Genomic DNA, 20,398 nt, shown 5'->3' with positions numbered 1-20,398 from the left:
ATTTTTATTTAATATTTATTAATATATTTACATAATAAATTACAAAAAAGGGAGGCGGAGCATGCATGTTTGATTTTTTTAAACCAAAAGTAAAAGCTATAAAATTTCCTAAAGAAGAAATTTTACCCAGATACTACAAGATGAGAGCTTGGAGTTTAAGTGGAGTTTTTATAGGATATATGGGATATTATCTTGTACGAAACAATATCACTCTTTCAACTCCATTTATACAAAATCAACTCGAACTTAGCAAGTCAGATATCGGGACAATCACAGGTTCCATGCTTATAGCCTATGGAATTAGCAAAGGCGCAATGAGCGTACTTAGTGATAAAGCTGATCCTAAAAATACATGGCTTTAGGTCTTATTTTATGTGCTCTTGTAAATGTTTTACTTGGTTTTTCAAATTCTTTTTACGCTTATGTAGGTTTTGTTATCGCGCTTGGGGTTTTTCAAGGTATGGGGGTAGGTCCTTCTTTTATCACTCTTGCAAACTGGTATCCTAAAAAGAGCGGGGAATTTATACAGCTATTTGGAATATCTCGCACAATTTAGGAGGAGGTATAATCGCTCCTATAGTGTCGCTTTCTGGATTTGCTTTAGCAGCATTTTTAGGCGTAAGCTTGGCAGATTTTAATGAAACACATTAGCATATCAATCATTTTTATGTTCCTGCTTTTTGTGCTGTGCTTATTAGCCTTTATGTGCTTTATGCAGTCAAAGGAAGTCCTAAAAATGAAGGTTTGGTTGATATTACTGAAATCAATGAAATGCGAGGGATTAAAACAGAAGAAATCAAAGCTATAGAAACTCCAAATTTAAGCAGTTTTGAAATTTTTTATCATTATGTACTTAAAAACAAAAATGCTTAGTATGTGGCTTGGATGGATACTTTTGTTTATATGGTGCGTTTTAGGCTTATTTCTTGGCTTCCTATTTACTTGCTAGAAACAAAAGGCTTTAATAAAGAACAAATGGGTATTGCCTTTTGGCTTTTTGAATAGGCTGCTATACCTTCTACTTTACTTGCAGGATATATTTCAGATAAAATTTTTAAAGGCTATAGAATGCCTCCTGCTATAGGTGCTATGGTGATTATTTTCTTTATGATTATTGGATATTTTACTTCAAATAATCTTTATATGGTTATTTTCTTTGCAGCTATGGCGGGGTGTTTAGTCTATATACCACAATTTTTAGCAAGTGTGCAAACTATGGAAGTCGTTCCTGCTTTTGCAGTAGGATCTTGTGTAGGATTTCGTGGCTTTATGAGTTATGTAGTCGGCGCTTCACTTGGAACAAAAGCTATAGGCTGGGCTGTGGATTACTATGGTAGTTGGAATGCTGGTCTTATCATGCTCCTTAGTGCTTGTATACTTTGCTCTATCTTGTGTCATTTTGGTGCTAAGAAAAAAGAGGATATATGCAAAAAATAAAATTAAGCCTAATGTTTTTGATTGTAACAATCATTTTTTCAGCTTGTTCTTCAAAAGAACAACAAATCAATCCTTTAGGAAGATCTTATGGTAAATTTAACGATAACGATCCTTTAAAACTTGGTTCAAAACCTACACCCCCTATCAAACAAAAAACACCAAGCTTGGTAGAAGGTAAAAAATTTCCCGCCATACCACTTGTCCCACCTGTAATCACTCCTAATACCTTTAAAGGAGATAATGCCGTCAAAGGTCCATTGCCAAGGCTAAAATCTCCAAACGAATTTGCTTCAAATGCTTTATACGAAAACACAGGTATGGTAAGTGATTTTGTCACTATTATGAATCCCAATGGAGCATCTTTAACAATCTGGGCTTTAAATCCTGGCAATTGGATATGGGGATATAGTTTATTTGCTAGTAGACCTTTTGGAGATGCAAGAGCTTGGCAGCTTATTGAATTTCCAAACAATACAGTAATGATTAAAAATGCAAAAACATTTACTTGCTTAAACGCCTATAGAAATGGCATCGTTCATTATCCTTGTGATCAAACAAATTTTGCGCAGTTTTGGAGACTTTATCCGATGACTAATGGAGCTTATCAAATTCAAAATTTTGCCACCCAACAATGTATACAAACACCTGTTTCAAATGTAATGGAAGAATTTAATTTGAGCTTTTATAATATTTATTTAACCGATTGTTTGAAAGAAAAAGAAAAGAATTTGGATAGACAGTGGTATATAGGCGCTCCTATTTAATTTTTTCGCTATGAAAGGAAGATAATGAAAAAAATAGTATTTTTGATTTTAAGTTTTAATGTATTATTTGCCGCTTTAGAAAATTACAACACCGGAACTTGGAATTTGCAAGGCTCATCAGCTGCAACTGAAAGCAAATGGAATGTTAGTATAAGACAACTCATAACCGGTGCAAATCCTATGGATGTTTTAGCTGTTCAAGAAGCGGGGGTTTTACCTAGTACAGCTATGATGACTCCTAGACAGGTACAACCCGTGGGCGTGGGTATTCCTATACATGAATACATATGGAATTTAGGCTCTGTATCAAGACCTAGCTCTGTTTATATATATTATTCTAGAGTGGATGTAGGAGCAAATCGTGTGAATTTAGCTATCGTTAGCAGAGTGCAAGCGGATGAAGTTTTTGTTTTACCCCCTCCAACAGTTGCTTCAAGACCTATTATAGGCATACGCATAGGCAATGATGCTTTTTTCAATATACACGCTCTAGCAAGTGGGGGAAATGACGCAGGAGCCATTGTCGCTGCTGTGGATATGTTTTTTAGAAATAGACCTGATATTAATTGGATGATTTTAGGCGATTTTAATAGAGAATCAGGCGCCTTAGTAACCTTGCTAGATCCTGACTTAAGAGCGCGCACTCGCGTAGTTGTTCCGCCTTCTTCTACGCAAACAAGTGGAAGAACGATTGATTATGCTATCACTGGAAATTCCAACACTGCAGCTTTATACAACCCACCACCGATAGTTGCGATTTTAGCTTTAGCAGGATTAAGAACCTTTTTGGCTTCAGATCATTTTCCTGTAAATTTTAGAAGACCTTAGGAGCTTAATATGAAAAAATTTTTATTTTATTTTTTGCCCTTTTGAGCTTTTTGAAAGCAGAGCCTAGCTTGGATGAATTAGCAGACTTTACTCCTATGTTTGCTATAAGATCTTTAGAAACAGGAATTTCTTTAAGTCCTTTTAGAAAAACTTCAAAAAGGTTAGAAGATCAAAATTGGTTTTTAAAAGAGATTGTAACAAATGATGAGCTAAAAGCTAGGGATATGCACGCAAAAGATTTGCCTTTTGGCTATGTTCAGTTTATAAGCCCTAGGGGCGATGATATATGCCTAGCTGTTTTAAGTGAAAAAAGTTTTGGCACCAAATCTTGCAAACAAGATTTGCAAGATGGAACAATGCAGACTATTTTTCTATCATACCAATGACAAATGGTTCTATACAAATTAGATCTTTAACCAATGGTGGCAATCAATGCATGAGCACTTTTCCTGACTCTAGTATCGCCATAGAAAATCGCTTTGGTTTAGGAGAATGCCTTTTGGATCGTTCTATCGTAACTGTATTAAGCAAACTTTTCTTTTTCTCCCCTGCTATAATCGAAGCAAGTGCAATTTACTAACACTTTTCTAACAAAACCAAGCTTTCATGGCTTGGTTTATAACTTGATTTAACTCAAGGATTTAACAAAATCAAACTCACCGCCATTACCGCCATTCCTAAAACAAGTCCATAAAGGCTATCGTGGGCTTTATCATAAGTCTTTGCCGCAGGCAATAACTCATCAAAAGAGATAAACACCATGATCCCAGCCACTACAGCAAAGGTGATGGCTAAAGTAAGCTCATTCATGATAGGCAAGATCAAAAACGCTCCCACAATCGCTCCCATAGGCTCGGCTACACCCGAAAGTGCAGAGTAAATAAAGGCTTTTTTCTTATCCTTTGTAGCATGATAAATCGGTAAAGAAACTGCCATTCCTTCAGGGATATTGTGTATAGCTACAGCCACAGCGATAGCCACACCAAAGCTAAGATTATCAAGGCTTGAGATAAAAGTCGCAAAACCCTCAGGAAAATTATGTATCGCTATGGCAAGTGCAGTAAATATCCCTGTTCTTTTCAATGCCTTTACATTGATCTTTTTTAAAGGTTCACCTGCATGAAAAGCGGGTGCTTTTTCATTTTTTTGAGGCAAGGGGCAAATTTTAAGCTCACTTAGATCTTCTTTAGGATCGTGAGGGTTGACATCTTCTGGGATAAATTTATCGATGATGGCTGATAAAAAAATTCCACCGAAAAAACACAAAAGTGCTAAAAGTTCTCCATAGTTCGAATTATAGTATTTTTTAAAATCTGTAAAAGCAGAGGGTAAAATTTCCATAAAAGAGATATATATCATCACTCCAGCAGAAAAACCAAGGCCAAAAGAAAGAATTCTAAGATTGTCATTTCTGCTAAAAAATGCTATCACAGAACCAATAGCGGTTGAAAGTCCGGCAAGGATGGTCAAAGCCATCGCTACTAAAATTTGTTCTAATGTAAATTCCATAAAAAGCATTATAGCAAAAATCAGTAAATAAATTTTATTTAATAATAATTTTTATTAATTATTATTAAACTTAAAACAATAAAAACTAACAAATGCTAAGAAAAATTTAGATATTATTTTACTTTAAAAATTGTATAGAGAGTGAAAATGAAAAATCTTTTAGTATGTGCCTTAGAACCTTCGGCAAACCTACATTTAAAAGAAGTTTTAAAAGCTTATAAAGAAGAATTTGGCGAATTTAAACTTGATGGAATTTATGATGAAAATTTATGCAAAGAATTTGCCCTAAATTCTACGCCACTTTATAGCTCGCATGAATTTAGTGCCATGGGTTTTGTAGAAATTTTACCTTTGATTTTTAAAGCAAAAAAAGCAATTAAAGAATTGGTAAATTTGACTTTAAATCAAACAATAGACGCGGTTTTATGTATTGACTCTCCCGCTTTTAATATCCCTTTTGCTAAAGCTTTAAAAAAAGCAAATTCAAAAACAAAAAGAATTTATTATATCTTGCCTCAAGTTTGGGCTTGGAAAAAAGGGCGCATTCCTATTATAGAAAGCCATTTTGATGTTTTAGTCTCTATCTTGCCTTTTGATGAGCAATTTTTTAGTAAAAGCATATATGTAGGACATCCTCTTTTGGATGAAATTAAAGATTTTAAAAATGAAAACGATATTAAAATTTTACTTAGCAAAAACGAAAGTGAAAAGACTATAGCGTTTTTACCAGGCTCAAGACGCAGTGAAATCAAGCGTTTAATGCCTGTTTTTAGAGAATTATCACGCAAATTTGAAGGAGAAAAAATCCTTTGTGTGCCACCTTTTAATCTCGAAAGATTAGAAATTTATGGCGATGTAAAGGATTTTAAAATACAAAGCAATACACCCCAAGTGCTTAAAAAAGCTGATTTTGCTTTTATTTGTAGTGGAACTGCTACCCTAGAAGCAGCTTTGGTAGGAACTCCTTTTGTGCTTGCTTATAAAGCAAAGACTATTGATATATTTATCGCAAGACTTTTTGTAAAATTAAAACACATTGGGCTTGCAAATATTTTTTGTGATTTTGCTGGAAAAGAAGCTTTAAATCCTGAATTTTTACAAGATGAAGTCAATGTTTTAAACCTTTATGAAGCTTATAATAAATATGATTATAAGGCATTTTTTGATAAAGTACATTTTCTAAAAGAATATTTAAAATTTGGAAGTGCGAAAAATCTCGCTAAAATATTAAATCAATAAATAATTAAGGATATATAAATGCAAAAAGAACCGATGAGCCAATTTGGCTATGATAAATTAAGCGCTGAATTAAAAGATTTAAAAGATAACCAACGCCCTGCTGTTGTGATAGAAATCGACACCGCAAGAAGTCATGGGGATTTAAAAGAAAATGCAGAATACCATGCCGCAAGAGAAAAACAAGCCTTGATAGAAAGTCGTATCGCAGAACTTAGCGATTTAATCGCAAGAGCACAGATCATCGATCCTTCAAGCTATGAACATGATAGCGTTAAATTTGGATCTTCTGTGGTGATTATGGATTTAGATACTGAAAAAGAAAGCAAATATACCCTAGTAGGTATTTGTGAGGGAAATTTGGATAAGGGTTATATTTCTATTGCTTCACCTATTGCAAAGGCTATGCTTGGTAAAAAAGAGGGAGATGAATTTAAAGTGCGTTTACCAAAAGGAGAAAGCGAATTTGAAATTATCTCTATCAACTATGAACCTTTAAAATTTTAAGGATAGAAAATTTTACTACAAAATGGAGCGATTTTAATCGCAGATGCTCATGAAAATGATAAAAGAAGAGGCTTTTGGGAATTTTTACAAGCTTTAAAAAGGAGTGAAATTACCACACCTCAACTCATTTTAATGGGAGATATTTTTGACTTACTTATAGGTGAAATCTCTGCTACGCATGAATTTGCGAAACCCTATATTAAACTTCTTGAAGAACTTGCTTTAAAAATGGAAATTATTTATCTTGAAGGAAATCATGATTTTAATCTCGCTCGTTTTTTTCAAAGGGTTAAAATTTTTAATCTACAAGAACAACCCTTAAAACTTAATTTACATACAAGTAAAGGTAAAAATACCGATTTTAAAAATTCTTTTATCACTCTAGCTCATGGGGATATTTTTTTATCTCCACCTTTGCAATTTGCTCTTAAAAGCTTAAGAAACCATTACTTGCTAGTATTTTTAAATTTTTTAAATCAAATAAGTTTCAATTCTATCTCAAATAAAATTCTTAAAAATCAAAATAAAAAAAATCTTTTTTATAAAATTGAAAATTTTAAAAATTTAGCCAAAGAAAGATATAAAAAATATGAAAATTTAGGCTTTTGGGTATGTGAAGGGCATTATCATCAAAATTTAATATTAGATGAAAAAGATGTTAAATATTTCAACTTAGCTAGTTTTGCATATGAGAGAAGTTTTTTTGTAGTAGAATGCTGTCAAGAAATCAAATTTCGAGAACAGAAATTGAGGGGTCAAAATGTTTGATGAAAATATCGTGAAAACGGGTTCAAATGAAATGGAGCTTGTCGATTTCCGTATCTTTAAGCAAGGACACGATAAAGTCTATGAGGGAATTTATGGGGTAAATGTCTCTAAGGTTAGAGAAATTATCAAAATTCCAAGCCTCACAGAACTTCCTGGTGTGCCTGATTATATCGAAGGAATTTTCGATCTTCGAGGCGTAGTTATACCGGTAGTAAATCTTGCTAAATGGATGCAAATCACCGAGCCAGAAAGTACTATGCTAAAACCTAGAGTTATTATCACTGAATTTAGTAATATTCTTATAGGCTTTATAGTACATGAAGCTAAAAGAATTCGCCGTATCAATTGGAAAGATATAGAACCAGCTACTTTCTCTACAGGTTCAGGTGCCTTAGATAAAGGAAAAATTACAGGTGTCACTCGTATAGAAAATGATGAAGTTCTTTTGATACTTGATTTGGAAAGTGTTGTTGAAGATTTAGGAATTTACTCTCCTAAAACCGATATAGATTTTAGTAAAATTGAAAAATTCAGCGGATCAGCACTTATTTTAGATGATAGTATGACAGCTAGAAAACGCGTTAAAGAAATGATGCAACAAATGGGCTTCCAAGTAATTGAAGCTAAAGACGGAGTTGAAGGCTTAAATAAACTTGAAGAACTCAGTCAAGTTTATGGAGAAAACTTAAGCTCTGTATTAAAAATTATCGTAAGTGATGTTGAAATGCCTCAAATGGATGGATTTCATTTTGCTGCACGCATCAAAGAAGATGCAAGATTTAAAGATATTCCTATAGTCTTTAACTCATCTTTATCTAACGAATTTATGAATGAAAAAGGTGTTCATGAAGCCGGTGGTGAAAGCTATTTGGTTAAATTTAATGCAAGTGATTTCTTCAATGAAATTGCTAAAGTCATCAAAAAACACCAATCTCAAGAACAGGGGTAAAATATGGAAGATATGCAAGAAATACTTGAAGACTTTTTGGTTGAAGCTTTTGAGCTAGTTGAGCAAATCGACCATGATTTAGTGGAGCTTGAAACAAATCCAGAAGACTTAGAATTATTAAACAGAATTTTCCGTGTAGCACACACTGTAAAAGGCTCTTCAAGCTTTTTAAATTTTGATGTTTTAACAAAATTAACACATCATATGGAAGATGTTTTAAACAAAGCAAGACATGGAGAATTAAAAATCACTCCAGATATTATGGATGTTGTTTTAGAATCCATCGATAGAATGAAAACCTTACTTAACTCTATACGCGATAACGGCAATGATACAGCTATAGGAATGGATATAGAACCAATTTGTGCAAGATTAACAGCTATATCAGAAGGAGAATCTCCAAATGGCGTTGAAAATGAAACTCCTGTAGAAGCTCCTCAAAAGGAAGAACCAGCTCCTACACCAGAACCTGAAGTAGATGTTAATCAATTAAGCGATTCTGAAGTTGAAGCCGAAATAGAAAGATTACTAAAGGCTAGGAAAGCAGAAGATCAAGCACGTCGTGCTCAGAAAAAGCAAAATACTGCAGCTTCTACAACTTCTAAACCAGCAGCAAGCACACCAAAAGCTGAAAATATGGAGAAAAAAGTTCCTGCTAGTGGAGGCGGTGGAGGCAGTATGGATCAAACCATACGCGTTGAAGTAAAAAGATTAGATCACTTAATGAATCTAATTGGGGAGCTTGTTTTAGGCAAAAACCGTTTGCTTAAAATTTACGATGATGTTGAAGAGCGTTATGAAGGAGAAAAATTCCTTGAAGAACTTAATCAGGTTGTAAGTCAATTAAGTATTATTACAACTGATGTTCAGCTTGCTGTGATGAAAACAAGAATGCAACCTATAGCAAAAGTTTTCAATAAATTCCCAAGAGTTGTTCGTGATTTAAGTCGTGAATTAGGAAAGCAAATAGAACTTGAAATTACAGGTGAAGAAACTGAACTTGATAAATCTATCGTAGAGGAAATTGGCGATCCTATCATGCATATGATTAGAAATTCATGTGATCATGGTGTTGAGGATCCAGCAACTCGTGCAGCGAATGGAAAACCTGAAAAAGGTATAGTCCAACTTAAAGCTTACAATGAAGGAAACCATATAGTTGTAGAAATTACCGATGATGGTAAGGGACTTGATGCAAATGGCCTAAAAGCTAAAGCTATAGAAAAGAATTTGATTACCGAAAGAGAAGCAGATCAAATGACAGACAAAGAAGCTTTTGCTTTGATTTTCAAGCCTGGTTTTTCAACTGCGGCTAAAGTAACAAATGTTTCAGGTCGTGGCGTAGGAATGGATGTTGTTAAAACCAACATCGAAAAACTTAATGGGGTAATTGAAATTGATAGTGAGTTAGGTAAAGGAAGTTCGTTTAAACTTAAAATTCCTCTTACCTTGGCAATCATTCAATCTTTACTTGTAGGAACTCAAGAGGAATTCTATGCAATTCCACTTGCAAGCGTTCTTGAAACAGTTAGAGTGCCAATTGATGATATTTACACTATTGAAGGCAAAAATGTATTGCGCCTTAGAGATGAAGTACTTTCTCTTGTAAGACTTTCTGATGTCTTTGGAGTTAAACAAGTGCTTGAAAGCGGTGATCAAACTTATGTCGTTGTTATAGGGGTAGCAGAAAGCAAGCTTGGTATTATAGTAGATACTCTTGTAGGACAAGAAGAAATAGTTATTAAATCCATGGGTGATTATTTACAAAATATCCAAGGTATAGCAGGAGCTACAATCCGTGGTGATGGTAGGGTGACATTAATCATTGATGTAGGCGCTATGATGGATATGGCAAAAGAAATAAAAGTTGATATTAAAGCGCAATTAGAATCAAGTGCTAAAAAACCAAAAGAAAAACCAAGTGATTACAAGGTCTTAATCGTTGATGATTCTAAAATGGATAGAACTTTAATGCAAAAAGCTTTAGAACCGCTAGGAGTTAGTCTTATTGAAGCTACCAATGGCGTTGAAGCATTAAATATTATAAAATCGGGCGATCATGATATTGATGCGATATTAATTGATATCGAGATGCCAAGAATGGATGGTTATACCTTAGCGGGTGAAATTAGAAAATATTCTAAATATCGCAATTTACCGCTCATTGCAGTTACTTCAAGAACAAGCAAAACTGATCGTCTAAGAGGTGTTGAAGTAGGTATGACGGAATACATTACCAAACCTTATTCTCCAGAATATTTGGAAAATGTGGTTAGAAAAAATTTGAAACTAGGATAAGAATATGAGTAATGAAAAATTAGAGCAAATATTGCAAAAGCAGCAAACTCAGATAGCTGGTCCTGTTGGTGATCAAAAAGAAGATGATATCATACAACTTGTAGGTTTTGTCGTAGGAGATGAGGAATATGCTATTCCAATTCTTAACATACAAGAAATCATCAAACCTATAGAATATACAAGGGTTCCAAGCGTTCCTGATTATGTTTTGGGTGTATTTAATATGCGTGGAAATGTTATGCCATTAATTGATTTGGCACAGCGTTTTAATCTAGGAAGTTCTAAAATGACTCCTCAAACTCGTTATATTGTTTTAAGAGGCGAATCCAATGGAAGTGGTGTTGGAGGAAATGCGGGCTTTGTAATAGATAGACTAACCGAGGCTATCAAAATCCATAGAAACCGTATCGATCCGCCACCTGAAACTTTGGTAAAAGATAAGGGTATGATCTATGGTATAGGCAAAAGAGATGAAAATATCCTTACCATACTTAAAGTTGAAGCCTTACTTAAGCGTGAATTTTAATGATAAAACTTTGTGTTTTTGATTTTGATTCCACTTTGATGGATGGAGAAACTATTGATATATTAGCTAAGGCTTACGACAAAGAAAAAGAAGTGGTGGATATCACTCATCGCGCTATGGCGGGTGAACTTGATTTTTTTGAAAGTCTGCAAGAGCGTGTCAGTTTTCTAAAGGGAATGCCTTATGATCTTGTTCTTAAAATAGGACAAGATCTTCCATTGATGAATGGAGCTTATGAGCTTATTGAATTTTTAAATTCTAAAAATATTTTTGTTGTTATTTTTAGTGGGGGTTTTCATGAAGGTATTGATCCTGCTATGAAAAAACTAAAAGTAAATTTAGGCTTTGCAAATTATCTACATCATAAAAATAATACTTTATCAGGACTAGTGGGCGGAGAAATGATGTTTTCAAATTCAAAGGGTTTAATGCTGCAACGCCTCAAGAACTTTTTAAATTTGCAAACTCATGAAGTCATGTGTGTGGGCGATGGAGCAAACGATATCGCTATGTTTAATGAAAGCGGTTTAAAAGTCGCATTTTGTGCTAAAGAAATTTTGCGATCAAAAGCAGATATTTGCGTAGACAATAAAGACTTGAAAGAAATAATAAAGGTAATATAAGATGAAAAAATTTTCTCTTTGGTGTGATTTTATAGAAAATAGTTTTTTAGATGATGATTTTTTAAATTTACTATCTCGCGGTGTCAATGGAGCAACTTCAAATCCCGCTATTTTTAAAAATGCTATTTTAAATTCGCCTATCTACAAAGAAAAAATAGCCAAATTAAAAGGAAAAAAGGCAAAAGAAATTTATGAAGAACTTGCTATTGCTGACATACAAAAAGCAGCAGACAAGCTTGCTCCTTTATATCACACGGGAAATGATGGTTTTATAAGTCTTGAAATCGATCCGAGATTTTATGATAATACAAGCTTAAGTTTGGGCGAAGCAAAAAAACTTTATAGTGCCATTGGTAAAGACAATGTGATGATTAAAGTTCCAGCAACCAATGCTTCTTATGAAGTAATGTATGAATTGATGAAAAATGGCATCAGCGTAAATGCTACTTTAATTTTTTCTTTAGAGCAAAGCCAAAAATGCTTTGAAGCTTTAAATGCAGGTTTGATTGAATTTAGAAAAAACAATATAGCCTTGCAAGGAAAAAATACTCACTTAAGAACTCCGCAAGCTGTTATAAGCATCTTTGTAAGTCGTTTTGATAGACTTTTAAATTCTAAAGCAAAAGAACAAAATCGTATAGGAATTTTAAATGCAAATTTAGCCTATAATAATATCATCTCCAAAAACGAACCTAATATCCGAGCTTTATTTGCAAGCACGGGTGTAAAAGGCGATGATTTACCAAAAGATTATTATATCAAAGAACTTCTTTTTGAAAATAGCATAAATACTGCCCCACTAGATGCTATCAATGCATTTAAAACCGAAATTGAATTTAAAAAACCTTTAATGAATTTTGAAATTTACACACAACTTAATGCTATTATTTCACAAAATGAAAGAGAAAAAGCTTGTGATGAATTACTAAAAGATGGTTTAGAGCAATTTTGCATAGCTTTTGAAGAAATTTTACAAGCACTAAACTAACGAATTTTTTTAAGCTTCTTACGATGAAGTTTTATTATTTTTGATGGGGTATTTTCAACAAATATCTCATCAACCACAACATCTGCGACACTTCTAGCCCAAAGCTCATCAAATTTTTGTCCGTGCTTGTTTGCAGAACTTGAATAAAAACAACCCATTTTTTCTAAGAATTGTGCGTGTTTGCAATCTTTGACAATTCTTACTGCTTGATTGTTTGGATAAATAAAAGTTGTTTTTTTGGCACGACGCACCCAATTTTTAAATTGATTTGGAACTCTTACGATTTTTTTTAACTCGTCAAATTTTGCAGAAGTGATCAAGCAGGGCTGATCTTTAGCCCTGCCTTTTAAAGCATTGATTTCTTCTAAATTTTTACTTAAAAATCCTGCTGTAGTATCTGTTTGCGCTAGATAAATCATCAAGGAACTGGCAAGCCTAATTTTTGTAAAGGAATATACTCAAAATAATATTGACAGCGTACACTAATAATATAGTCTAGAACATCTTTATATTCAGGTTTCCTAAACCAATCATTTAAAAGATAAATATATTCTACTTCGATATTTGCCCTAGAAAATAGTTTTTGGTATTGCTTTTTCTTAAAATCACAAGTCTGTAGTTTCTCATCTACAGATCCAGCCACACTTTGAAATTTACACTCAATAATATGCAAAGTATTGTTAATAATTACATAGATACTATCATCTGGCAAAAGTTTTTTAGAAATACACTCTTTCCAATTAATCTTCAACTCTTCTAAAAATTCATAAAGTTTGTATTTTTTAAAAATTCTTGCTACTTTTTCATTATTAAAAAAGACTTCTTGTTTTTCATTAAGAGTATAACCATTTTGTTGCGACAAAAAAGTTGCTAAATCCACTTGTCCCTCAAATACTAATCCAGTTCGAGTATTGCTTCCGCCACTTCCGCCCGTAATCATAAATAACCTCCTTGAAATAAACTGTTTTTATTTAATAATTTTAAATCATTAATTTTATTTTTAATAGTATTAAAATTATTTTCTAGTTCTTTCTTTCTAGCTATTGATATGTTGATAAATTCATTTTCTTTCTCAAAACCTATAAATTGTCTATTTAATAAATTTGCTGCAATGCCTGTAGTTGAGCTTCCACTAAAAGGATCGCAGATTAATGAGCTTTCATCGCTTGCCATTAAAATAAGTCTAGTAAGTAAAGCCAAAGGTTTTTGTGTGGGGTGTTTTCCATTTGTTTTTTCCCAAGGAGCAATAGCATTAAAAGCCCAAACATCACGCATTTGTTTATTACTGTTTAAAAGTTTTAAAATTTCATAATTAAAAATATGCTTGTGTTTATAACTTTTTCTAGCCCAAATAATTTGCTCTGTAGAATGCGTAAGATAGCGGCAGCTAAAATTTGGTGGAGGATTTGTTTTTTGCCAAGTAATGATATTTAAAATTTTAAAATCAAGTTTTTGTAAAATTCTACCAAGTGAGAAAACATTATGGTAAGTCCCACTAATCAAAATACTTCCAGTATCTTTTAGCGCTATTTTTGCATTAGATAGCCATTTTAAATTAAATTTATCTATTTTTTCAATATCGTCACCCTTATCCCAGTTTCCTTTATTTACACTAACTATTTTACCATTTTGAATACTTAATCCATCATTTGAAAGGAAATAAGGCGGATCAGCAAAAATCAAATCAAATTGTTTTTCAAATTTAGGCAATAATTTATTGCAATCATTTTGATAAAGGGTAAAATTTTTATCTTTGCTGATAAAAATAGGTTTTTCTTTTAAATTCACTTAAGCCACTCCTGCAGGCTTTTAACTTCTAAATAACTTTGATTTTGTATCGCTTTAATCGATTTTGCACCCGCAAGAGCTGAACGCAAATTTGTAAAATAAGGGATTTTAAAACGGATAATATTTTCACGAATTTTTTTCGTATCCCCTGCAAAAGTATGACTATCACTTGTATTTATCACTAGCTGAATTTCTCCATTTTTCAGCTTGTCTTCCACATTTGGACGCCCTTCTGAAATTTTATGTACAAGCTCACACTCAAAACCATTTTCTACAATTTCTTTACAAGTTCCACTTGTAGCCATTAGTTTAAAACCTAATTTAGAGTATTCACTCGCAAGTTTTTTAGCATACTTTTTATCTTTTTCTTTTAAAGAAATGAAAACCACTCCACTTTCTGGCAAATGATTAAAAGATGAAATTTGACTTTTCGCGTAAGAATTGGCAAAATCCTTACTTATGCCCATAACCTCACCTGTTGATCTCATCTCAGGTCCTAGCTCTAAATCACTTCCACTAAGCTTAGCAAAAGGAAATACCGCTTCTTTTACGCTGATATATTTTGAAGGCTTAGGACGCAAAATCGCATTGTCAAAATTCACCACACCAAAAGCATCATAAAATTTTAAAGCTTCTTTTAAATTCCCCTGCCACATTACGCGTGTTGCAACTTTTGCCAAAGGTATACCTGTAGCTTTGCTTACAAAAGGTACGGTACGACTTGCTCTAGGATTTACTTCTATCATATAAAGTTCGTTATTGTAAATTGCAAATTGTATATTTAAAAGTCCTACAACGCCTAAATTTAAAGCAATATCTGCGGTTTTTTGTACGATTTGTTCTTGCATTTTTTCATCAATATTGCAAGGTGGCAAAGAACATGCGCTATCACCTGAATGAATTCCTGCTTCTTCAATATGCTCCATAATTCCTGCTACATAAACATCTTTACCATCACTGATAGCATCAACATCGATTTCAGTCGCATTATCTAAATACTGATCGATCAAAACAGGACTTTTATCGCTTACATCCACAGCTTCTTGCATATAAAGTCTAAGTTCACTCTCATCAGTAACCACACGCATAGCTCTTCCGCCTAAAACATAACTTGGTCTTACAAGTACAGGATAACCTATCTCGCTCGCTTTTAAAACCGCTTCTTCTACGCTTGTAGCGGTAGAATTTTTAGGTTGATTGATACCAAGTTTTGTAATAAATTCAGCAAATTTCTTTCTATCTTCTGCCATATCGATCACTCTTGCGCTTGTGCCTATGATTTTAGCCCCAAAAGCACTCAAGCGTTTAGCAAATTTAAGCGGAGTTTGACCACCAAAATGCACTATAACTCCATCTGGCTTTTCGCGTTCAATTACACCACGCAAATGCTCAAAATCAATAGGTTCAAAATACAAAATATCACTCGTATCATAATCTGTAGAAACGGTTTCTGGATTGCAATTATACATAATAGTTTTTACGCCTAAATCCTTTAATGCAAAAGAAGCATGCACACAAGCATAGTCAAATTCTATCCCTTGTCCTATACGATTTGGCCCCCCGCCTATAATCATCACTTTTTTTTCTTTTTTATCTCTTGCTTCATTTTTGCTTTGAGTAAGTTCACTTACATTGATACTAGAATAAAGATAAGGAGTTAAAGCTTCAAATTCCCCTGCACAAGTATCTACTTCGCTAAATTCTGCTATGATTTTTTGCTTCATTCTTGCATAATAGATATCATTTTGACTTAATTCTAAATTATCTTTTAGATTCACAAGCAAGGCGATCATCTTGTCTGAAAAACCCATAGTTTTTGCTTTTCTTAAAAGGGTTTTGTTATGCAAGATATCCATATCAATTTGCTCTTCAAAATCTACGATTTCTTTAATTTGGGATAAAAACCAAGGATCAATTTTACAAAGCTCATAAAGCTCTTTTACATCAAAACCCTCTCTAAAAGCTTGCGCTACATAAAGCAAACGCTTTTCGTTAGCGTTGCGAATTTTAAAGATAAGATCGTTTTTATCTTCAAATTTCACTCTATCAAAACCACTTAAATTTCTTTCCAAAGAACAAAGTGCTTTTTGTATACTTTCTTTAAAAGTTCGGCCAATCGCCATTACCTCACCCACGCTTTTCATCGCTGTGCCTAAAGTTGTATTAGCTCCTGGGAATTTCTCAAAAGTAAAACGAGGAATTTTTGTAACAATATAATCAATCACAGGTTCAAAACTAGCAGGAGTGCCGGTAATATCATTTTTTATCTCATCTAAGCTAAATCCAATCGCCAAAAGTGTTGCAACCTTTGCTATAGGATAACCCGTTGCTTTAGAAGCTAGGGCGCTTGATCTTGAAACCCTTGGATTCATTTCAATAACTATCATTCTACCATTTGTTGGATTGACAGCAAATTGCACATTTGATCCGCCCGTATCGACGCCTATTTCACGCAAAATGGCAAAAGAGGCATTACGCATAACTTGGTATTCTTTATCAGTTAAAGTAAGAGCAGGTGCAACCGTGATACTATCTCCTGTATGCACTCCCATAGGATCAAGATTTTCTATACTACACACGATAATGCAATTATCATTTTTATCGCGGATAACCTCCATTTCATACTCTTTCCATCCAAGCAAACTTTCTTCGATAAGAATTTCATGGATTGGCGAAAGTGCTAAGGCGGCATTAGCGAGTTCTTTAAATTCATCCATATTATAAACCACACCGCTTCCCGCACCACCTAAGGTATAAGAAGCACGGATCATTAAAGGAAAGCCGATTTCATCTACAGCTTTTAAAGCTTCATCATAATTATACGCGTACATAGATTTTGACAAATCCATGCCGATTTTTTTCATACATTCTTTAAAAACTTGACGATCTTCGCCTTTTTTAATCGCTTCAGGGTTTGCACCCAAAAACTTCACATCACCTAAAAGTCCGCTTTCATAAACTTCCATAGCTACATTTAGAGCCACTTGTCCACCCATGGTTGGCAAAATGGCATCGATTTTCTCTTTTTTAATAATACTTAAAATACTTTCCTTGGTTACAGGCTCTATATAAGTAGCATCAGCAAATTCAGGATCAGTCATAATAGTCGCTGGGTTAGAATTGATTAAAACTACGCGATACCCTTGTTCTTTTAAAGTTTTTGCTGCTTGAGTTCCTGAATAATCAAATTCACAAGCTTGACCTATAACGATAGGACCACTTCCTATAAGTAAAATATTTTTAATATCTGTTCGTTTTGGCATGAATTTTCCTAAGAGCATAAATTTGGGCTGATTATAACAAATTTTAGTTTTACAAACTTTGAAATTCTGTTATAATTTTAAAAAAAATAGGCAAGAAAGAAATACTCATGAAAAAAATTAAAATTTTAGTTTTTTTAATATTTTTTTGTCAATTTTCCGTTTTAGCAAATAATTTACCCCAAAATATAAAAGAAAATTTAGGCATTAATCAATTCTTGGACGAGAGTTTAAAAGAAATTTTAAATCAGCCCTTAAAGGAAAAATTTGCTCTTACTCCAAAGGGGGAATATTTTTTCGAGGGTAATTTAAGTCTTTTTCAAAAACAATGCTTAGAAAATAATGCCACCGCATGCGCTTATTAGGAAGAGAATTTGCAGCAAACACGAGACTTCCTTTGGATTTAAACAAAGCTTTATTGCTTTTCCAAAAAGCTTGTAAACTTGGGAGATTGGACTCTTGCGTGAGAATCAACAATATAAAATTTAAATTACTGAAAAAGTTAGATGAAGAAACTTATCAAAGCAATTTAAAATATTTTTTAGATCAAAACTCAAGTTTTGCTTTATTAGAACATATCACTACGCTTAGTAAACAAGATATAAAATCAGCAATTATACTAGCCAAAAAAAAGCTGCGAGCAAGGCATGATGCTATTTGTGCGGGACTTTCTTATATGTATGCATGCGGACAAGGGGTAGAAAAAGACTTAATCAAAGCTAAAGAATTAAGCTCTAAAGCTTGTGAAAAAGATACAAAGTTGTGCTTTGCGCAAGGCTGGGTTGAATTATTTAATCAAAATGATATTTTAGCCCAAAAACTTTTTTATAAATCTTGTCAGGCTGGATATTATACTGATTAGAATATGGCAGTTGATAAAAATTCCAAAGATCAAGCTATGCAATTAAATCTTATTAAAATCACACAAAAAAATAGTCAAAATCAATGTCAAAACTCAAGCAATAAACAATCTTTTGCTTGCCATAAAGCATCTGCTCTTTCTAAAGAAATTTTAAAAATCCAATTGAAAAAAATTTCTGAAAAACTGCTTTTTACAATTTTAATTTAAATTCATGAACAAAAATAGCAAAAAGTATGAAAACTCCACCTAAAATTTGCAAAAATGAAACACTTTGAGCCAAAAACAAAAACCCAAAAAGCATAGCAAATAAAGGCTCGCTAAGTTCTATAAGCTGGACTGAATTTGACTTTGCAAGACTTAAGGCTCTAGTAGTGCAGTAAAATCCGCCTATAGTAGGCAAAAACGCCAAAGCTAAAATCAAGATAAGACTCTCTAAAGAAAAATTAAGATTTAAATTTGCTCCAAACAAAGGAATACTCAAATACAAACTTCCTATAAAAAGCAAAGCACAAAGAGGAATTAACCCAAAACCCAGTTTTAATTTTCTAGTAAAAAATAAAAATAAAGCATAGCCAATCCCTGCTAAAATAGCATTTACAAGGCCTTTTAAATGAGTGAAATTTTCCAAAGTTCCACCTTCGGCCAAAAAAATCATCCAAAGCCCCAAAAGTGCAAAAACCATAGCCAAAAGCTCATTTAAATGAAAAAAGCGTTTAGCGTCCAATGCTTCACAAATAAAAGTGATAATCATCCCCACACCAAAAAGCACAAAAACTACATTAGCCACACCCATACTTGTGTAAGCAGCACTCTCAAAATGATAAAGCATAAAAAATCCAAAAAAAGCAAGAAGCAAAAGTGTGAAAATTTTCTGCTTGATAAAAACTAGCAAAGCGCCCAATTTTCTCATATAAATTAAAATCGCAAACAAAATCACACTAGCCACAAAGCATTTATAAAAAGCTACTTCTGAACTCATAAAACCTTTTTTAAAAAGAAAAACGCTAAAAATTCCAACAAAAGCGTTAAATATAGCGGCTAAAAAAGCAAAAAAGAAAGCTTGAAATTTAGGATTTTTTAGCATATTTTAAGCTCCTTTTTAATTATTTTTTTCCATAGAGAGGAAGCTTTATTTGAAGAGCTAAAAATACCTCCCATATTAGAGTTTAAAAGTCTGTATTCTTCATTTTTACATAAAATATTATGAGCTTTATCTAAATTCCAAAAAGGAATATTTGCAAACAAATGGTGGATTAAATGATAATTTTCCTTATGTAAGCCAGTAAAAAATAATTCAATTTTATTGCCAAATCTATTCCAAGATTTTTCTATTTCTCTTTTGTTTTTTATAATAGGAAAATGTTCTGCCATCTCTATAAAATGTCCTACCATAGGAAAACTTGTAAGTAAAGGCACAAACCAATACATTAACAAAATATCAAGAACATTAACATAAAAACAAATACCAAAAATAGCAATCCAAAATAAAATAAGATATTTAATTTCTTTATCCTTAAAATCACCCAAGCGATTTCTTATAAGATAAGAAATAAAATCAAAAGTCTTACCCAAAAACAAAGGCAAGATAAGGTGCCTAAAAATAAATTCTTTTAAAGAACGGGAAGCAAAAAGCTTTGATTGTATATAAAAATCATAATCAGGATCTTTATTTTCAATTCCTAAAAAACCATGATGTTTAATAACATGACTTTGTCTGTATTTTTCAAAAGTCTGAAAAATAAGATATCCGCTTGGATATTTACCTAAAAAATCATTTAATTTTCTATTTTTTGCCAGTATTCTATGGGCTGACTCGTGTAAAATAGTCGCTAAAGCCCTTTGTCTCGTGCCAATAAATAAAACTGCAAATAAATACATAAAAATGTTGTGCATAAAACAAGAAATGGCTATTGTCAAAATAATTTGTAAATAATCCCATAATACAGCAAAAATTCCATGATAGTTATCAAGTTTATAAAGCACTTTAAGTTCTTTTAGAATAGTTTTTTCAAATAACATTTTTAATCCTAAATCATTATATTAACTATATTAAAC

The 20,398-nt window shown here is 32.8% G+C and carries 24 protein-coding genes and 2 pseudogenes; 19 read left to right on the top strand and 7 right to left on the bottom strand.

The genetic code is table 11. From position 1 onward, the window contains the following. The first annotated feature begins 65 nt into the window (after positions 1-65). The 7 genes and pseudogenes from CCO88_RS08030 (at position 66) to cdtC (ending at position 3,609) form a co-directional block, all read left to right on the top strand. Entirely contained in the window at positions 66-362 is a 297-nt protein-coding gene (locus CCO88_RS08030) for an MFS transporter (protein WP_170876382.1), read from the top strand. After that, positions 353-556 (top strand): hypothetical protein, encoded by a 204-nt coding sequence (locus CCO88_RS08025; RefSeq protein ID WP_002788016.1) that lies wholly within the window; start codon positions 353-355, stop codon positions 554-556. The genes CCO88_RS08030 and CCO88_RS08025 overlap by 10 nt, the downstream gene beginning before the upstream one ends. Before the next feature lie 149 nt (positions 557-705). Further along, positions 706-873 carry a phosphoglycerate transporter gene (locus tag CCO88_RS08020; protein WP_100219628.1) on the top strand — a complete coding sequence of 56 codons (168 nt, stop codon included), beginning with the start codon at positions 706-708 and terminating at the stop codon, positions 871-873. A gap of 195 nt (positions 874-1,068) precedes the next feature. Beyond that, a complete protein-coding gene (locus tag CCO88_RS08015; RefSeq protein WP_025443341.1) occupies positions 1,069-1,437 on the top strand; it encodes an MFS transporter in 369 nt (122 codons plus the stop codon). Further along, positions 1,425-2,201, top strand: a complete 777-nt coding sequence (cdtA, locus tag CCO88_RS08010; protein WP_002840046.1) for a cytolethal distending toxin subunit Cc-CdtA — start codon at positions 1,425-1,427, stop codon at positions 2,199-2,201. Before CCO88_RS08015 ends, cdtA begins: the two co-directional genes overlap by 13 nt. Positions 2,202-2,225: 24 nt before the next feature. Beyond that, the gene (gene cdtB / locus CCO88_RS08005; RefSeq protein WP_002783243.1) at positions 2,226-3,029 is read left to right on the top strand and encodes a cytolethal distending toxin nuclease subunit Cc-CdtB; all 804 of its coding nucleotides are present in this window, start codon (positions 2,226-2,228) and stop codon (positions 3,027-3,029) included. 17 nt (positions 3,030-3,046) lie between these two features. Next, positions 3,047-3,609 (top strand): annotated as a pseudogene (gene cdtC, locus CCO88_RS10190) (cytolethal distending toxin subunit Cc-CdtC). 53 nt (positions 3,610-3,662) lie between these two features. On the opposite strand, the gene zupT reads toward cdtC, so the two are convergent. Continuing rightward, positions 3,663-4,538, bottom strand: coding sequence for a zinc transporter ZupT (zupT, locus tag CCO88_RS07995; RefSeq protein ID WP_002783252.1), 876 nt, complete (start codon positions 4,536-4,538; stop codon positions 3,663-3,665). 147 nt (positions 4,539-4,685) lie between these two features. Between zupT and lpxB the strand changes: the two genes are divergently transcribed. The 8 genes from lpxB to CCO88_RS07955 are packed head-to-tail and all read left to right on the top strand — an operon-like array spanning position 4,686 to position 12,433. Next, positions 4,686-5,777: a lipid-A-disaccharide synthase gene (gene lpxB / locus CCO88_RS07990; RefSeq protein WP_002840043.1), complete on the top strand. Its 1,092-nt coding sequence runs from the start codon at positions 4,686-4,688 to the stop codon at positions 5,775-5,777. Positions 5,778-5,795: 18 nt separating this feature from the next. Beyond that, positions 5,796-6,281: a transcription elongation factor GreA gene (gene greA, locus CCO88_RS07985; RefSeq protein ID WP_002778078.1), complete on the top strand. Its 486-nt coding sequence runs from the start codon at positions 5,796-5,798 to the stop codon at positions 6,279-6,281. Positions 6,282-6,290: 9 nt separating this feature from the next. Further along, entirely contained in the window at positions 6,291-7,049 is a 759-nt protein-coding gene (locus CCO88_RS07980) for a metallophosphoesterase (protein WP_323321445.1), read from the top strand. Then, positions 7,042-7,998, top strand: a complete 957-nt coding sequence (locus CCO88_RS07975; RefSeq protein WP_002778075.1) for a chemotaxis protein — start codon at positions 7,042-7,044, stop codon at positions 7,996-7,998. The genes CCO88_RS07980 and CCO88_RS07975 overlap by 8 nt, the downstream gene beginning before the upstream one ends. 3 nt (positions 7,999-8,001) lie before the next feature. After that, positions 8,002-10,296: a hybrid sensor histidine kinase/response regulator gene (locus tag CCO88_RS07970; protein ID WP_002810688.1), complete on the top strand. Its 2,295-nt coding sequence runs from the start codon at positions 8,002-8,004 to the stop codon at positions 10,294-10,296. 4 nt (positions 10,297-10,300) lie between these two features. Beyond that, positions 10,301-10,822: a chemotaxis protein CheW gene (locus CCO88_RS07965; protein WP_002778071.1), complete on the top strand. Its 522-nt coding sequence runs from the start codon at positions 10,301-10,303 to the stop codon at positions 10,820-10,822. After that, positions 10,822-11,445 (top strand): phosphoserine phosphatase SerB, encoded by a 624-nt coding sequence (serB, locus tag CCO88_RS07960; protein ID WP_002778068.1) that lies wholly within the window; start codon positions 10,822-10,824, stop codon positions 11,443-11,445. The genes CCO88_RS07965 and serB overlap by 1 nt, the downstream gene beginning before the upstream one ends. Position 11,446: 1 nt before the next feature. Continuing rightward, entirely contained in the window at positions 11,447-12,433 is a 987-nt protein-coding gene (locus CCO88_RS07955; RefSeq protein WP_002778066.1) for a transaldolase, read from the top strand. Here CCO88_RS07955 and CCO88_RS07950 read toward each other — a convergent pair. Genes CCO88_RS07950 through carB form a run of 4 tightly spaced genes read right to left on the bottom strand, consistent with a single transcriptional unit; the run spans position 12,430 to position 17,484 of the window. Then, the gene (locus CCO88_RS07950; protein ID WP_002778064.1) at positions 12,430-12,852 is read right to left on the bottom strand and encodes a Sua5/YciO/YrdC/YwlC family protein; all 423 of its coding nucleotides are present in this window, start codon (positions 12,850-12,852) and stop codon (positions 12,430-12,432) included. The two genes, CCO88_RS07955 and CCO88_RS07950, sit on opposite strands and share 4 nt — an antisense overlap. Continuing rightward, positions 12,852-13,373: a PD-(D/E)XK nuclease superfamily protein gene (locus CCO88_RS07945; RefSeq protein WP_002782066.1), complete on the bottom strand. Its 522-nt coding sequence runs from the start codon at positions 13,371-13,373 to the stop codon at positions 12,852-12,854. Before CCO88_RS07945 ends, CCO88_RS07950 begins: the two co-directional genes overlap by 1 nt. Further along, positions 13,370-14,221, bottom strand: coding sequence for a DNA-methyltransferase (locus CCO88_RS07940; RefSeq protein WP_002782064.1), 852 nt, complete (start codon positions 14,219-14,221; stop codon positions 13,370-13,372). The genes CCO88_RS07945 and CCO88_RS07940 overlap by 4 nt, the downstream gene beginning before the upstream one ends. Continuing rightward, complete coding sequence (gene carB, locus CCO88_RS07935; RefSeq protein ID WP_002840039.1) at positions 14,218-17,484, bottom strand: carbamoyl-phosphate synthase large subunit; 3,267 nt, start codon at positions 17,482-17,484, stop codon at positions 14,218-14,220. Before carB ends, CCO88_RS07940 begins: the two co-directional genes overlap by 4 nt. Positions 17,485-17,591: 107 nt before the next feature. Here carB and CCO88_RS10470 point away from each other — a divergent pair, with 107 nt between their 5' ends. The 4 genes and pseudogenes from CCO88_RS10470 (at position 17,592) to CCO88_RS10460 (ending at position 18,550) form a co-directional block, all read left to right on the top strand. Continuing rightward, entirely contained in the window at positions 17,592-17,846 is a 255-nt protein-coding gene (locus CCO88_RS10470; protein ID WP_002778060.1) for a hypothetical protein, read from the top strand. Beyond that, positions 17,834-18,182 (top strand): annotated as a pseudogene (locus CCO88_RS10465) (hypothetical protein). The gene CCO88_RS10470 and the pseudogene CCO88_RS10465 overlap by 13 nt, the downstream one beginning before the upstream one ends. Then, positions 18,158-18,343 (top strand): SEL1-like repeat protein, encoded by a 186-nt coding sequence (locus CCO88_RS10690; protein ID WP_002782056.1) that lies wholly within the window; start codon positions 18,158-18,160, stop codon positions 18,341-18,343. The pseudogene CCO88_RS10465 and the gene CCO88_RS10690 overlap by 25 nt, the downstream one beginning before the upstream one ends. 3 nt (positions 18,344-18,346) lie before the next feature. Beyond that, complete coding sequence (locus CCO88_RS10460) at positions 18,347-18,550, top strand: hypothetical protein (protein ID WP_002840034.1); 204 nt, start codon at positions 18,347-18,349, stop codon at positions 18,548-18,550. On the opposite strand, the gene CCO88_RS07910 is transcribed toward CCO88_RS10460, so the two are convergent. Together CCO88_RS07910 and CCO88_RS07905 are read right to left on the bottom strand one after the other, a co-directional pair. Next, complete coding sequence (locus tag CCO88_RS07910; RefSeq protein WP_002782052.1) at positions 18,534-19,427, bottom strand: DMT family transporter; 894 nt, start codon at positions 19,425-19,427, stop codon at positions 18,534-18,536. The genes CCO88_RS10460 and CCO88_RS07910 overlap by 17 nt on opposite strands. Then, positions 19,421-20,362, bottom strand: a complete 942-nt coding sequence (locus tag CCO88_RS07905) for a fatty acid desaturase family protein (protein ID WP_002782050.1) — start codon at positions 20,360-20,362, stop codon at positions 19,421-19,423. Before CCO88_RS07905 ends, CCO88_RS07910 begins: the two co-directional genes overlap by 7 nt. Positions 20,363-20,398: the final 36 nt, after the last annotated feature.

Source organism: Campylobacter coli LMG 9860 (assembly GCF_000254135.1).
Lineage (GTDB): Bacteria > Campylobacterota > Campylobacteria > Campylobacterales > Campylobacteraceae > Campylobacter_D > Campylobacter_D coli.
The sequence above is the reverse complement of the archived record's forward strand: the minus strand, read 5'-3'. Positions and strand labels throughout refer to the sequence as shown.